The 14,206-nt window shown below is 67.3% G+C and carries 11 protein-coding genes; 10 read left to right on the forward strand and 1 reads right to left on the reverse strand.

The window, feature by feature from the left end; translation table 11 throughout:
- The first annotated feature begins 277 nt into the window (after positions 1 to 277).
- Positions 278 to 2,593, forward strand: coding sequence for an ATP-binding protein (locus GJG85_RS07750; protein ID WP_050012524.1), 2,316 nt, complete (start codon positions 278 to 280; stop codon positions 2,591 to 2,593).
- 577 nt (positions 2,594 to 3,170) lie between these two features.
- Here the strand turns inward: GJG85_RS07750 and GJG85_RS07755 are convergent.
- Positions 3,171 to 6,062, reverse strand: a complete 2,892-nt coding sequence (locus tag GJG85_RS07755) for a glycosyl hydrolase family 18 protein (RefSeq protein WP_239468934.1) — start codon at positions 6,060 to 6,062, stop codon at positions 3,171 to 3,173.
- 285 nt (positions 6,063 to 6,347) lie between these two features.
- Between GJG85_RS07755 and gbpA the strand changes: the two genes are divergently transcribed.
- From gbpA to GJG85_RS07800, 9 genes are all read left to right on the forward strand, one after another.
- Positions 6,348 to 7,805: an N-acetylglucosamine-binding protein GbpA gene (gbpA, locus tag GJG85_RS07760; protein ID WP_176015701.1), complete on the forward strand. Its 1,458-nt coding sequence runs from the start codon at positions 6,348 to 6,350 to the stop codon at positions 7,803 to 7,805.
- Between the two features lie 272 nt (positions 7,806 to 8,077).
- Positions 8,078 to 8,518, forward strand: a complete 441-nt coding sequence (gene gspG, locus GJG85_RS07765) for a type II secretion system major pseudopilin GspG (RefSeq protein ID WP_050012527.1) — start codon at positions 8,078 to 8,080, stop codon at positions 8,516 to 8,518.
- The gene (locus GJG85_RS07770; protein ID WP_089488644.1) at positions 8,493 to 9,005 is read left to right on the forward strand and encodes a lytic transglycosylase domain-containing protein; all 513 of its coding nucleotides are present in this window, start codon (positions 8,493 to 8,495) and stop codon (positions 9,003 to 9,005) included. Before gspG ends, GJG85_RS07770 begins: the two co-directional genes overlap by 26 nt.
- 2 nt (positions 9,006 to 9,007) lie before the next feature.
- Positions 9,008 to 10,192, forward strand: coding sequence for a type II secretion system F family protein (locus tag GJG85_RS07775; protein ID WP_089488399.1), 1,185 nt, complete (start codon positions 9,008 to 9,010; stop codon positions 10,190 to 10,192).
- A 50-nt stretch (positions 10,193 to 10,242) separates the two neighbouring features.
- Positions 10,243 to 11,874 carry a GspE/PulE family protein gene (locus tag GJG85_RS07780; RefSeq protein ID WP_050012529.1) on the forward strand — a complete coding sequence of 544 codons (1,632 nt, stop codon included), beginning with the start codon at positions 10,243 to 10,245 and terminating at the stop codon, positions 11,872 to 11,874.
- On the forward strand, positions 11,855 to 12,622 hold the full coding sequence (locus GJG85_RS07785; RefSeq protein ID WP_235356171.1) for a hypothetical protein: 768 nt from the start codon (positions 11,855 to 11,857) through the stop codon (positions 12,620 to 12,622). The genes GJG85_RS07780 and GJG85_RS07785 overlap by 20 nt, the downstream gene beginning before the upstream one ends.
- On the forward strand, positions 12,619 to 13,149 hold the full coding sequence (locus GJG85_RS07790; protein ID WP_050012530.1) for a hypothetical protein: 531 nt from the start codon (positions 12,619 to 12,621) through the stop codon (positions 13,147 to 13,149). The genes GJG85_RS07785 and GJG85_RS07790 overlap by 4 nt, the downstream gene beginning before the upstream one ends.
- The gene (locus GJG85_RS07795; RefSeq protein ID WP_050012531.1) at positions 13,146 to 13,700 is read left to right on the forward strand and encodes a hypothetical protein; all 555 of its coding nucleotides are present in this window, start codon (positions 13,146 to 13,148) and stop codon (positions 13,698 to 13,700) included. Before GJG85_RS07790 ends, GJG85_RS07795 begins: the two co-directional genes overlap by 4 nt.
- Positions 13,697 to 14,179, forward strand: a complete 483-nt coding sequence (locus GJG85_RS07800; RefSeq protein WP_050012532.1) for a hypothetical protein — start codon at positions 13,697 to 13,699, stop codon at positions 14,177 to 14,179. Before GJG85_RS07795 ends, GJG85_RS07800 begins: the two co-directional genes overlap by 4 nt.
- The last annotated feature ends 27 nt before the right edge of the window (positions 14,180 to 14,206 follow it).

Here is a 14,206-nt window from a genome sequence, read left to right on the forward strand (position 1 = left end):
AGACAAGTACTAAAGTGCGGATAAATCCTATGGGACAAGAGATAATTGAATCTGGAACTTGAAAAAAATCAAAGCGATTCGAGCAACATGTCGGTCTGGTAACCGGCAGCCGAATGCGGCGCGGTTGTGTGTTGAGGAACCCGAGCCCGCCTGCGCGGTAGTCGCGCGGCGGGATCGCCAGTGCGACGAAGAATGCGGACGATCCGCCGCAAGACAATTCAGGAAATGCGCACCATCGAACTCGGGCAAATAAAACAATAACGCGGAATGCCATCCCATGCCTGACTGGCTCAATCGAGTCTGGAGAATCGCGACGTCCGTGCGGCCCGCCGTCTGGCCGCTGTCGGCCGGCGTTGCATTGCTGGCGGTGCTCAGCTGTACGCCGGCGGCCGAGACCTTGCTGTCTCCGCTCGACCGTCTGTACTGGAATCTGGTCACGACCGGCGTCGATTACGGCGCGCGCGACGATGTCGTCGTCATCTCGATCGACAAGAAGACGGTCGCCGAACTGGGGGGCGATGCAAGTTATACGCGAGCCGCCTATGCGCAAGTGCTCGATCGTCTGGGCGGCGCATCGAGCGTCGTGCTCGACATGACGATGTTCGGCCCGGCGCGCGGCGACGACGCGCTCGCGGCTGCGCTGGCCCGGCACGGGCGCGTCGTGCTGCCCGCCCACGTGTCGCCGGAGGGCACGCGCGCCGACACCGTGCTGCTGCCCGCGCCGCGGTTGCGCGGCGCGGCGGCGGCCGTCGGCCAGCGCAGCGTCGTGCTCGGCAGCGACCATCTGGTGCAGGGCATCGTGCCGTACGTCCGGGCCGGCGATTCGGACCGCGAACTGTCGCATGTCGCGCTGGAGGCGATTCGTGTCGCGGGGAGGTCGCTGCCGGCCGGCGACGTGCGCCTTCACGTGCAGGATCACGTGTCCAGGATGGGCCATGTCGAAGCGAGCTCGCTCGCGTTGCTCCTGCCGGCGCGCTTCGATCTCGACCGCTATTCGTACGTCGATGTGCTGAAGGGGCGGATCCCCGAGTCGGCGTGGCGCGGCCGCATCGTCTTCGTCGGCGACGCGATGTCCGATCTCTCCGGCGTCTACGACCTGTCGACGTCGGCGGGCGGACGGCTGCGTCGCGTCGAGGTGGATGCGCTGGTGACGCAGGCGCTGGTCGACGGCCAGATCCTGTGGCGCGAGCCGATCGCGATCCAGATCGCCGTCAGCATCGCGGTCGCGACGGGGATGCTGCTGATCTGCCTGCTGGTGCCGGGCTGGCGCATGTATGCATTCGCGATCGGGTGGCTGGCCGCGTTCGTCGCCGCCGAAATGCTGCTGCTCGTACATGGGTCGTACTGGACGCCGATCGGACCGTTGCTTGCCGTGTGCGTATTGATTTTCGCGATATGCGGCTGGCGGCGCGCCGGCAGCCTGCGGGCGTTCCTGCTGAGCGAATACGGGATGCTGCGCGGGCTGGCCGGCCAGCACGCGTTCGTCGGCTTGCCGCCCGCGGCCGGCGCGGACAGCGGGCTGCCGACGACGGATGAAGTCGACCTCGCGATGCAGCGCATTCGCGAATGGCGGACGGCGTATGTCGACATGATCGAGACGCTGCCGTATCCGATCTTCGTCGAACAGCGTGGCGAGATGCTGATGTGCAACGCACGCGGCCGCGCGATGCTGGCGGCGCTCGACGCCGACGGCGACGCGGCGGTACGGCGCGTGCTGTCGATCGTGCGCGACGAAGTGCTGACCGCGAAGGCGAGCGGCAAGATCCATTCGGCCGAGCTGGCGCTGAACGGGCGCACGCAGATGGTGATGGTGACGCCGTTCGGCGATGGCGAACGGCACAGTTCGACCGCGAGCATGATCTGCCTCGTCGATATCCACAACATCAAGGCCGCGGTCGAAAGCGACCGGCGGACGCTGCGGCACATGGCGCACGATCTGCGCAACCCGCTGTCGACGGTGCTCTCGCTGCTCGAGGAGCGCAACCAGGCCGATGGCGCGAGCGACGAGGGTTTCCTGGCCGACCTGCACAAGCTCGTCGACTACAGCCTGCGCGTCGCCCAGGATTTCACGCAGTTGTCGCGCGCCGAGCACCTTGACACGCATGCCTACGTGCCGATGTCGGCGAGCGACCTCGCGACGGAAGCGGTCGATCATGTCTGGCACAGCGCGAACGGGAAGCGCATCCGCGTCGAGGGCCCGCATTACGAGGGTGACGACGCGTTCGTCCTCGGCAATCGCGACATGCTGCTGCGCGCGTTGACCAATCTGCTCGACAACGCGATCAAGTACTCGGCCGAGGACACGGTGGTCGACGTGTGGATCGATGCCGACGACCGGCAGGTTTCGGTCGCGGTGCAGGACCAGGGGATCGGCATTCCGGCCGACGCGATGCCGCGGCTGTTCGAACCGTTCTTTCAGGTCGACGGCATGTATCGCGACGCAAGTGGCGGTGTCGGCCTCGGGCTGCCGTTCGTGAAGGCAGTGATCGAGCGCCACGGGGGATCGGTCGAGGTGACGTCGGCGCCGGGGCAGGGCAGCCGCTTTACCGTACGCTTGCCGAGAACCGCAGCGCAAATGCTCGAAGACGCGTAACCGCCGGGTACCGGAACGGCAGCGCGGGCGTGCGCTTTGCCGAAGCCGGGCGAGGATTGAAACCCGATCGATGAAAGGCCGGATCCCGTGCCGCGCGGGTCCGGCCTTTTTGCGTTTCGGCGGGGCATTCGTCACGACGACGAATACCGAGGCCCGGACAGCGTGTCGAATGACGTCACGTGTGCCCGGCTCGGGCGGAAGGAAGCGTGAAAGGGTTGCGTGCGTCTTGCTGTCGTACCGCCTACCGCTTACCGCACGACGGCGAGGCCGCGAATGCCGCCAGGCGATGACGATCCGGCGGCCCGGCCCTGTCGGCCATCGCGCGCACCATCCGGCGCGTTTGCAGGCTGATCCTGCGGCGTACGGATGCACGCGCGGCGGCACGGCAAGCGCCGGAAGCCGACACGGGAGACCGACGCCTGAAACGGCCGCGCATCGCCCGGTCCCGAAACGAAAACGCCCCCGCACGAGGCGGGGGCGATTCAGGCATTTGCCGTTGTGCGTCGTTGGACGCGGGTTTCACATCGGCCGGGGCGCCGCGATGGCGCGGCCGGCCGGACCTGGCACGTCGTCGGTCTTACTCCTTGTGTTCCTCCCACGCCTGGTCCCATGCGGTGCCCTTGCCCGGCTCGTAAGCCCAGGCCGCCATCGAGCACCAGTTGGTGTACGGGAACGGCTTGCAGCGGTACAGCTTGCCGTTGTTGGAGACGACGTCGCCGGCGTTGTACTTCGTCCCTTCCTTGTACTGCGGGTGGTCGCCGCCGCCGTTGCCGCCGCCTTCGCCTCCGCCTTCGCCGCCACCGTTGCCGCCGCCTTCGCCTCCGCCTTCGCCGCCGCCGTTGCCGCCGTCACCATGGAGCGTCCACGCGTCGTTCCACGCGAAGCCCTTGCCCGGTTCGTATGCCGCCGGCGCGCCGGAGCACCAGCCGCTGTACGGGAACGGCTTGCACTGGTACAGCTTGCCGAGGTTCGACACGATGTCGCCAGCGTTGTATTGCGTACCGGCCTTGTATGCCGGGTACTCGCCGCCGCCATTGCCGCCGCCTTCGCCACCGCCGTTACCGCCACCCGCATCCTTCGCCTTCACGAGGACCGTATGTTTGGCGCTGCTCGACAGCTTGCCGTCGCTGACGGTGACCGAGAACGTGAACGACTGGTCCTTCGCGAGTTCGGGCGCGGAGAAGTTCAACGTCGCGCCGCTCGGCGTTGCGTTGATGCCGGTCGGGACGTTCCACTTGAAGCTCAGCTTGTCGCCGTCCGGGTCGGTCGACTTCGCGGCCGACAGCGTCACGGCCTGGCCGGCTTCAGCCGTTGCCGGGCCGCCGAGGTGCGCGACCGGCGGACGGTTCTCGGCGGGCGGCGGCTCGACCGTCGCGTCCGCCTGCGCGGTCACGACCACCTGCGCCGTATCCTTCAGCCCGGCCGGATCGGTGACCGTCACGCGGAACGTGTACTTCGTGTCCTGTTTGACCGACGGCACGTCGACGCTCGCGGTCGCGCTCGTCGCATTGACGAGCTTCAGCGGATCGCCGCCGACCTGTTCCCACTTGAAGCTCAGCTTGTCGCCGTCGGGGTCGCGCGACTTCGACGCATCGAGCGTCACCGTCTGCGGCCCGGTCACCGTCATGTCGGCGCCTGCGTTCGCGACCGGCGGATGGTTTTCGGCACCGCCGCCGCCTTCGTCGCCGTGGCCGAGGCCCTTGTGCATCGCGTTCAGGATGTCGCCGTTGTCCGCGTCGATTTCCCACGAGAACAGGCCGCCCAACTGATGCGCACGCACGTAGTCGCCCTTGGCGAGGACCGAACGCTCGTCGTCGAACGTGAGGAGTTCGCCGGTGCTCTTGTTGAACACGTACGGCGCTTCGGCCGTCTGGTCGTAGTGGTATTCGTAGCCGTTGATGCCGGCGTTGTTGGGCCCGATCATCTCCGCCTTGAGCTTCTTGTAGTCGAGGATGCCCGGCTCCCACTGGCCCTTGTGCGGGCCCGTCGCCGTGCCGGTGAACGGATTGCCGTCGGCATAGCCGTGCACGCCGTTCCAGCCGCGCGCATACGCCGCCGCGCCGACCACGAGCTTCTTCGGATCGACGCCCTGCGCGAGCAGCGCCTTGATCGAGTTGTGCGTCGTGTACGCGGTGTCGGGCTTCCAGTCCGGTGCGTACAGCGCGGTTTGATGGCCCAGCTCCGTCAGACTGAACGCACCGTAGAAGTCGTACGTCATGTCGAAGATGTAGTCCATGTACTTCGTGGCTTCCTTGTAGTTCACCACGTCGATCTTGTCCTTGCCCGCGCCGATCGCCGACGTCAGCTCGTAGGTCTTGCCGGTTTCCTGCGACAGCTTGTCGAGCATCTGCCGCAGTTCCTTCATCAGCGTCACATACAGCGGGCCGTCCTTCACCGGATCGCCGAGCGACGGATTCACGCCCTTGCCGCCGGGGAATTCCCAGTCGATGTCGACGCCGTCGAAGAACTTCCACGTGCGCAGCAGTTGTTCGGTCGAATCGACGAACACCTTGCGCTTCGCCGGATCGTGCATCTGGAAGAACGGGTCGGATAGCGTCCAGCCGCCGATCGACGGCAGGATCTTCAGGTTCGGGTTGCGCTTCTTCGCGGCCATCATCTGGCCGAGCACGCCCTTGAGCTTCGAATTCGCGGTCTGGCCCGGCAGCGCCTTGGCCATTTCGCCGTACGTGTCGTGGATCGCGACGCTGTAGTCGGGCAGGCCCTTGCAGCTTTGCATCAGCGTGTTGAACGAGCCCGGCAGGTCCTTCGCGAGCGACGCGTTCACGTCCGCGCCGCCGCAGATCGGGATGAAGCCGTACAGCATGTGCGTGAGGTTCTCGACCGGCACGTTGTCGACGTTGAACTTGCGATCGTAGATCGACCAGGTCGCGAAGTAGGTGCCGACCACCGAGCCGGACGTGTTCGCATACGGCTTGTGGGTCTTGCTCGCGTTGTTCGGCAGGTCGTCCGCCAGTTCGGGAATCGTGTCGAACACGACCACGTCGAGCGGCGCGCTGTCGGTCGAGGCGCCGTTGGCGTCGATCACGCGAACCTGCATCTTCTTTACGCCGGGCGTCTTCACGTTCGCGACGACCTGGCCGCTTTGCGTGCCGCCGGGCGTCATCCGGACCTCGGACGCCGGATCGACGACACCGTTGACCACCGCGACCGCCTTCACCGCGGTGCCGTTGCTCCAGATGTCGAACGGTAGCGGCACGTCGACCTTCTTGTTCAGCTTGACGATGTCCTTGTACGGCGCGACGCCGGCCTTCTGCATGTCGATCTCGACGAAGCCGTGCGGCTGCGACGTGATTTCGTACTGCTTCAGGCTGGGCTTGCCGGGCGCGGCCAGCGCGGCGTTCGCGAAGCTCAGCGCGCTGGCCGCGGCGAGCGCGGCATAGGCAACGTGCGCACGACGCAGGGAGCGGCGGCGGATCACGATGTCGGGAGTGCGTTTATGCGATTTCAATTTGATAACCATCCATCCGGGTGTTGAAAAAAAGTGCGGGAAAGCGAGCACATTCTTTTTCGAGGGCGGCATGGCGGCAACGATTCTCAACGCAATCTAAAAGCGGGCGGGCTGGGGGCGACGATTCTTTGAGAGATCGTTCAGGAAGGTACGCCGAAGCGCGGCGCCTGACGATACTGCACCCAGCGTTTCGTCAGCAGGACATACGTCACGCACATTCCGGCGGATCGTTCGCGATTCGCTTAACGAGGCAACTCCATTCAACGCTCAACCCAACGGAATCAGATGAGAACCCGATCAGCCAAAAAGACCCTCTTTACCCTGTCGCCGCTCGTAGCCTGCGCGTCGATGTTCTTCGCGCAAGCCGCGTTTGCCCACGGCTACCTGTCGGAGCCGCCGTCGCGCGGCCTGCTGTGCAGTTCGAAGGCGGGCAAGGTCGAAAACTTCAACTGCGGTTCGGTCACCTACGAACCGCAAAGCATCGAAGGCAAGCAGGGTTTCCCGGCAGCCGGCGCGCCGGACGGCGAGATCGCGAGCGGCGGCGTGACGCAGTTCAGCGAGCTCAACGAGCAGTCGGTCGATCGCTGGAAGATCACCGACATCAAGCCGGGCGCGCAGAAGTTCAAGTGGACGTTCACCGCGCCGCACGTGACGAAGGAATTCAAGTACTACCTGACGAAGCAGGGCTGGAATCCGAACGCGAAGCTCACGCGCGAGCAGTTCGACCTGGCGCCGTTCTGCACGATCGACGGCGGGATGAAAAAAGCCGACGAGATCGGCCCGCACGGCTGCACGATCCCGTCGGACAAGAAGGGCCATCACGTGATGCTGACGACGTGGCACGTCGGCGATACGGCCGGCATGTTCTATAACGTGGCCGACCTGAACATCACCGACGCCGGCGGCCCGACCGATCCGGGCAAGCCGAACTGGTCGAACGTCGGCAGCATCGCGCCGACGATGGACCTGAAGACTGGCGACAAGGTCACGAACCGCGTGTTCAAGTCGGGCGGCGAAGTGCCGTCGATGAAGACCACGGTGACGATCGGCTCCGCGCAGCAGGGCGAACGCAACATGTGGCCGATGCTGCTCGCGAAGGAAATCAACCGCACGCAGGCGGCGAACCTGATCGCCGGCGTCGAGCGCGACGGCCGCATCGAGCCCGCGCTTGGCAAGAACGACGTGTTCTCGAAGAGCACCAGCGGCATCGTGCGCACCGAGACGACGATCGATCACCAGCCGGAAGGCGGCCTCGACGAAGGCTTCAGCATTTCGAACAACGGCGAGTTCAAGATCCAGAACGGCAAGGCGACCGCGAAGTTCTTCCTGAAGTTCAATCACACGAAGGACACGAACGTCACGGTGAAGGTCTACGACGCGGCGAACTCGCTGGTCGGCTCGAAGTCGTCGACGATGCGCATGCAGGGCGACGTGAACGTCGATATCGCGAACGCGAAGGCGGGCGACCACACGGCCGTGGCGACGTCGCAGATCGAGGGCGGCACGCTGAAGCAGGAAACCACCACGTTCAAGCTGACCGGCGAATCGGGCGGCGAAGGCGCTCAGTGCCAGGCTGCATGGAAGCAGGGGACGGCCTACACGGGCGGTGCGAAGGTGCAGCACAACGGCCGCACGTACGAGGCGCGCTGGTGGACCCAGAACGAGGTCCCGGGCGATCCGGCATCGACGGGCGCCGACCATACCGGCAAGGTGTGGAAGGACCTGGGCGCCTGCAGCAAGTAACGACCTGACAAGGAGATGACGTGAGCCGCGCGCAGCCATGCGCGCGGCTTTTTTGCTGACGCGCGGTCGCGAGTCGGCCGATTCAAAACCGTTTTTGATATTTCGTTGATGAAGGTGGTGACGCTTCCCTTCCCCCGGGAAAATGACCTCATCGATCGGCGCTTTCCTTCAATCGAACCACCTCTCCGAAAGCGCCTCACTCACCTGCCGTCTGCAACACGACGGCCCCCGGCCGCGACGCCGTGCCGGGATCTCTACAGAGGGCAAACGACGTGAAACAGAACTACCGGAAATGGGCAACGCGCCGCGGCCAGCAGGGCTTTACGCTGCTGGAGCTGCTGGTCGTGCTGCTGATCATCGCGCTGCTGGCCGGCTATGTCGGTCCGAAGCTGTTCTCGCAGGTCGACAAGGCCAAGGTCAAGTCGACCGAAGCGCAGATGAAGACGCTGGGCGACGCGGTCACGCAATTCCGGCTCGACACGGGCCGCTATCCGACGGCCGACGAAGGGCTCGACTCGCTGGTCGCGCAGCCGCAAGGCAGCGACGGCTGGAACGGTCCGTACCTCGCGAAGGCGGTGCCGAAGGACGGCTGGGGCCGCGCCTACCAATGGAACGTGCCGGGCCGCGAAGGCGAGGCGGAGATCGTGTCGCTCGGACGGGACGGTCGTGTCGGCGGGAGTGGTCTCGATGCGGACCTCGTCTATGACATGTAAGGGTCCGCGCCGCTGGATCGCGGGGGTGGCGCTGTTCGCCGCCTGCGCGTCCGGCGCCGCGGCCAAGGATTGCTGGACCCGGGCGGGCGATCGTCACGGCATCGATCCGTTGCTGCTGGTCGCGATCGCGAAAGTGGAATCCGCGCTGAACCCGCGCGCGATGAACTGGAACCGGAACGGCACCTACGACATCGGGCTGATGCAGATCAACAGTTCGCATTTGCCGCGTCTCGTCAAGGTCGGCGTGACGCACAAGCGATTGATCGACGAGCCGTGCACGTCGATCGACACCGGCGCGTCGATTCTCGCCGGATTCATCGACCGGCACGGCTACACGTGGAACGCAGTCGGCGCGTACAACGCCGGGTCGTCGACGAAACGGGAACCCGCGCGCAAGGCTTATGCGACCAAGGTCTGGCGCGTGTACCACGCGCTGACGAGCGATCGCGACGCGAGCCTTGCGCTGCTCGACGACTGGCGGAGGTAGCGATGGACGCGTTTCGGGTACGCGTGCTTGCCGCCGGCAAGGTCACGCAGCAGGCGGTCGAAGCGGCAAGCGAGACGGACGTGCGGGCGCGCTTCGCGGCGCAGGGCGCGGTCGTGCTCGAGGTGCGGCGCGATGCCCGTTTCGGGCGTCGCAGACGGGCGCCGAAGTTCGCGCTCGCGCTGTTCCTGCAGGAATTGTCGACGCTGCTCGACGCGGGCCTCGTGCTGATCGAGGCGCTCGAGGCGCTGCGCGACAAGGCGGATTCGGGCCGGGATGCGAAGCACGTGATCGACCGGATCCTGGCGGTGATGGTCGAGGGGCAGCCGTTGTCGAAGGCGCTCGCGCAGCAGCCCGCCATTTTTCCGCCGCTGCTCGTCGCGACGATCGAATCGTCGGAGGGCAGCGGTCAGTTGCCGCTCGTCCTCAAGCGCTATCAGCAATACGAAGTGCGAATCGAACAGGTTCGCAAGCGCGTGATCGGCGCGCTGATCTATCCGGCGGTCGTGATCGGCGTGGGCATCGCGATCCTGCTGTTCATGGCGTTCTTCGTGATCCCGCGTTTCGCGGTGGTGTTCGAATCGCTCGCCACATTGCCTGCGACGGCCCGCGCGATGCTCTGGTGGGCGAACCTGCTGCGCGAGAACGGGATGGCGGTCGGGCTCGCGGTCGCTGCGTCGTTCGTCGGCGCGGCGCTGGGGCTCCGCTCGGCCGCGTTCAAGCGTGCGGTGCAGCGCCTGATGTGGCGCGCGCCGAAAGTGCGCGACATCTGCGCGCTGTTCGCGCTCACGCGGTTCTACCGGACCGTCGGCCTGCTGATCGCGGGCGGCACGCCGGCGATCGTGGCGCTGGAGCTGTCCGGCAAGGTGTTGCCCGAGCACTTTCGCGCGCGGCTCGCCGTCGCGCTGACCGAGATGCGCGCAGGGCGGCCGGTCGCGGCCGTGCTCGCCGCGCATGGATTGACGACGTCGGTCGCCGAGCGGCTGTTGCGCGTGGGCGAACAGAGCGGCGACCTCGGCGGGATGTGCGAGCACATCGCGCAGTTTCACGACGGCGCGCTCGACCGCGCGATCGAGATGCTCAGCAAGGTGTTCGAACCGGTCCTGATGCTCGCGGTGGGCGCGACGGTCGGCGCGGTGGTCCTGCTGCTCTACATGCCGATCTTCGAATTGGCCGGCAGCGTCGGATAGCCCGAGCGCCAACGCGTTCGCGATTCCACTGTCCAACTGGAGAAAATTCAATGAAAACGGAACACATCGTTCAACGCTGGCAGTCGGAATCCGACGCATCGGGCGTCGATTTCGCGCAGTACGTCGGCGGGTTGCTGGCCGCCGATGCGGCGCTGCTCGCACAGGCGGCCGCCTGCCTCGGCATCGGCGCAGTCGACGCGGATGCGCTGCGCGCGGCGCGCACGCGCTTCGACCTGCTGCCGCTGCACGACGCGCTGACCTGGCGCGTGCTGCCGGTCGAACTCGACGGCGCGCCGTGCGTGGTCGTCGCCGATCCGTTCGCCCGCCACGTGCGCGACGAACTGCTTGCGCGCTTCGGCACGCGGCCGATCGAACTGGCGATGAGCGCGCCGGGCGAGGTCGAGCGGCTGCTCGGCGACATCGAGTCGAGCGAGCGGCTGATGGATGACGTGACGATCGATACGCAGGGCGATTCGCTCGCGCAGGCGATCGAGTCGATCTCGCTCGCGAGCATCGCGAAGGACGAAAGCCCGATCATCCGGCTCGTCAACACGACGCTCTACGACGCGCTGCAGAGCCGCGCCAGCGACATTCATCTCGAAGCGGTGCCGGACGGCCTGTCGATCCGCTACCGGATCGACGGCGTGCTGCAGTCGATCCGCCATATTCCGGGGCTCGAGGCGGCCGCGCAGACGCTGTCGCGTCTCAAGGTGCTCGCCGCGCTCGACATCGCGGAGAAGCGCGTGCCGCAGGACGGCCGCTTCAAGGTCGTGATGCAGGGCCGCGAAATCGATTTCCGCGTGTCGATCATTCCCGGCACCCATGGCGAAAACGCGGTGATGCGCGTGCTCGACAAGTCGCAGCGCGGCGACAGCGTGAGCCTCGACGTGCTCGGCTTCGATGCGCCGACGGCGCGGCGCGTGCGCGCGCTCGCGCATCGTCCGTACGGGCTGATGCTCGTGACGGGGCCGACCGGCAGCGGCAAGTCGACGACGCTGTACGCGGTGCTGTCGGAGGTCAACACCGGCGACGACAAGATCATCACGATCGAGGACCCGGTCGAATACGAACTGCAGGGCGTGCTGCAGATTCCGGTCAACGAGCGCAAGGGGCTCACGTTCGCGCGCGGCCTGCGCTCGATCCTGCGTCACGATCCGGACACGGTCATGGTCGGCGAGATCCGCGACGAGGAGACCGCGTCGATCGCCGTGCAATCCGCGCTGACCGGCCACCGCGTGCTGTCGACCGTGCATGCGAACGACGGGTTCAGCGTGATCGACCGGTTCATCTACATGGGCGTGGAGCCATCGACGTTTCTCGAGGCGCTGAACGGCGTCGTGTCGCAGCGCCTGGTACGCCGGATCTGCGCGAACTGCGGCGACGCCGCGCACGGCGCCGACCTGCGCGACGCGCCGCTCGACGAACTGAAGCGCGTGGTCGCGCCCGGCGCGGGCTGCGAGACGTGCCGCGGCACCGGCTATCACGGCCGGATCGGGCTCGCGGAAGTGCTGACGCTCGACGCCGCGATGAAGGTCGCGTTGCTCGAACGCTCGATCGAGAAGCGGACGCGCGCGCTTGCGGACAACGCCGACTACCAGTCGATGCGCGACGCGGGGCTGGCGGCGATTCGCGCGAGGCTCACGACGTTCCAGGAGGTGCAGCGTGCGATCGCCGTGGAATAACGCCGTCGCGGTGCTCGACGCCGACACGCTGCGCGTGTGGACGAGCGACGGCTGGCGCGTGCGTCGCGCCGGTCCGCCGCAGATCGTCGTCGCGCACGACGGACTGCCGGCCGACGCGCTGGCGCGGGTGCTGGGCGACCTGCCGAAGCAGCGCCTGCCGATGTGCAACCGCCTGCGGATCGTCGTCGGCCATCCGTGGACGCATGGCGTCGTGCTGCCGTGGCAGGACGGGCTGGTGTCGGACGCCGCCTGGGACGGCTATGCGCGCGCGCTGTTCGCCGCCCGCGCGCAGCGCGGTGCGCTGCGCATCCGTATCGAAGCCGCGCGGCACGGCCGCGCACGTCTGGCGGTGGCGGCCTGCGACACGTTGCTCGCGTCGCTCGCGACCGTGAGCCGCGCCACCGGCTGGCGGCTCGTCAGCGTGCGCGATGCGCTGTCGGCGTCGCTCACGCTGCATGCGGGCCGCCTGAGCGCGGAAGACTGCCGCTACGCACTATTGCAGCCGCGCGTCGTCACCTGCGTGTTTCGCCGCGCTGGCGAGTGGGCCGACGTGGTCACGCTGCCGCGTGCGGGCGGCCGGCGGCTCGACGACTGGTTCGCCGCCGCCGCGCTGATGGCCGGGCAACCGCTGGCCGGCGCGGCGTTCGCGAGTGCGCTCGACGGCGCGCCGCCGGCCGCGGACGACGTCACGCTGCTCGACGACGGGTGGGGCGACGTACCCGTGTGCGCATCCGGAGAACCGGCATGACGCGCGTCGACGAACTGGATTTCGCGGCGCCTCGCACGCGCGTCACGCCGTGGGCGGCCGTCGCGCTGTGCTGCGCGTTGCTCACCGGTGCATTCGCCGCGAGCGAGTGGTCGCGCGTCGACCAGTTGCGCGACGACGTCGACCGCCTCGAAAGCCGTATCGACCAGCGCAAGCGCGCGATCGAGCGCGAGCAGCGCCGGCAGAAGAGCATGACGCCGGAGCAGCGCCGCATCGAGCGCGTGCTCGCCGAGCAGAAGACGAGCGCCGCGGGCTCCGGGCTGTCGGTGGTCGACTGGATCGAGCACGCATGGACGCCGCAAATCGCGCTGAAGTCGCTGACGGTCGACAAGGCCGGCCGCGAGGCGCGCATCGAAGGCGGCGCGGCGGAGTTGTCGCACATCTACATCTTCGTCGATCGTCTGAACGACCGTCACCCGGACCGCAAGATCGGCCTGCTGCAGCACCGCACGAAAGCGGAGGACGGCAAGAACATCTTTCACTTCAGCCTGAGCATCGAACACCCATGACGAACCTGAAAGCAATCGACACGACGGCGCTTGCCGCGCGGCTGCGCTGGGGCGCCTATGCGGCGACCGCCAAGCTCGGCGTGCCGGGGCTGCTCGCGGGCGGACTGGTCGTCGCGCTGATCGGCGCTCACGCGCTGCACCTGCAGCCGGACGACGAGCGGCTCGAGGCCGAGCGTTCGGCGCGCGTGGCGGAGCTGGCCGCGCTGCCGAAGCCGGGCAAGCAGGCCGGCGCCGGCGGCATGACGCTGCAGCAGGTGCAGCAACTGCGCAGCAGCGAGCAGGCGTACTCGATTTTCCAGATCCTGTCGCAGCGCGGCATGGATCGCAAGCACGCGACGTATCGCCGCGAAGTCGAGATGAAGGGCAAGCTGCGCCGGCTCACGATCAGCATCGCGCTGAGCGGCAGCTATGTCGGGCTGCGCGAAGCGATGCGCGAGATCGCGGACCAGCCGATGGTGCGCATCGAGGGCGTGTCGATCGAGCGCGACCGGATCGACAGCGCCACCGTCACCGCCGACCTGCGGGTCAGCCTGCTGGGGCCCGATACATGATGCGCACCGTCCTGATCCCGCTGGCGCTCGCAGTCGCCACCGCTTGCCTCTCCGGCGGCAGCGCCGCGCACGAGAGCGGCAGCCCGGCGCCGATCGTCGACGTCTTCCCGGCGCAGAGCTGGGCGTCGCTCGGCGCGGAGCCGGCGCGCGACGACCCGCCGCCGGTCGCGGCGCCCGAACCCGCACCCGAACCGGAACCGCCGTCGCTCGACACGCCGATCGACGCGCCGCCGGCCGCCGCCGTCCCGTTCGAGATCGCCGGGGAGTGGCGCGAGAGCGGCCAGCGCATCGTCGTGCTGGAAGGCATCGGCAAGACGTTCCTGCTGTGCGGATCGCGCTGCGACGTGCGCGACGCGGTACGGCCGGGCGACGAGATCGCCGAAGGCTACCGGCTGAAGAAACTGGGCGAACAGGGCACGGTGATCGTGACCCGCGGCAGTGCCGATGTCGAGTTGTCGCTGCCCGTCCCGATCCAATGAACCCCGAATCCAACCTCTGCCGAACAC

This window comes from Burkholderia sp. MS389 (assembly GCF_016899425.1).
GTDB classification, from domain to species: domain Bacteria; phylum Pseudomonadota; class Gammaproteobacteria; order Burkholderiales; family Burkholderiaceae; genus Burkholderia; species Burkholderia sola.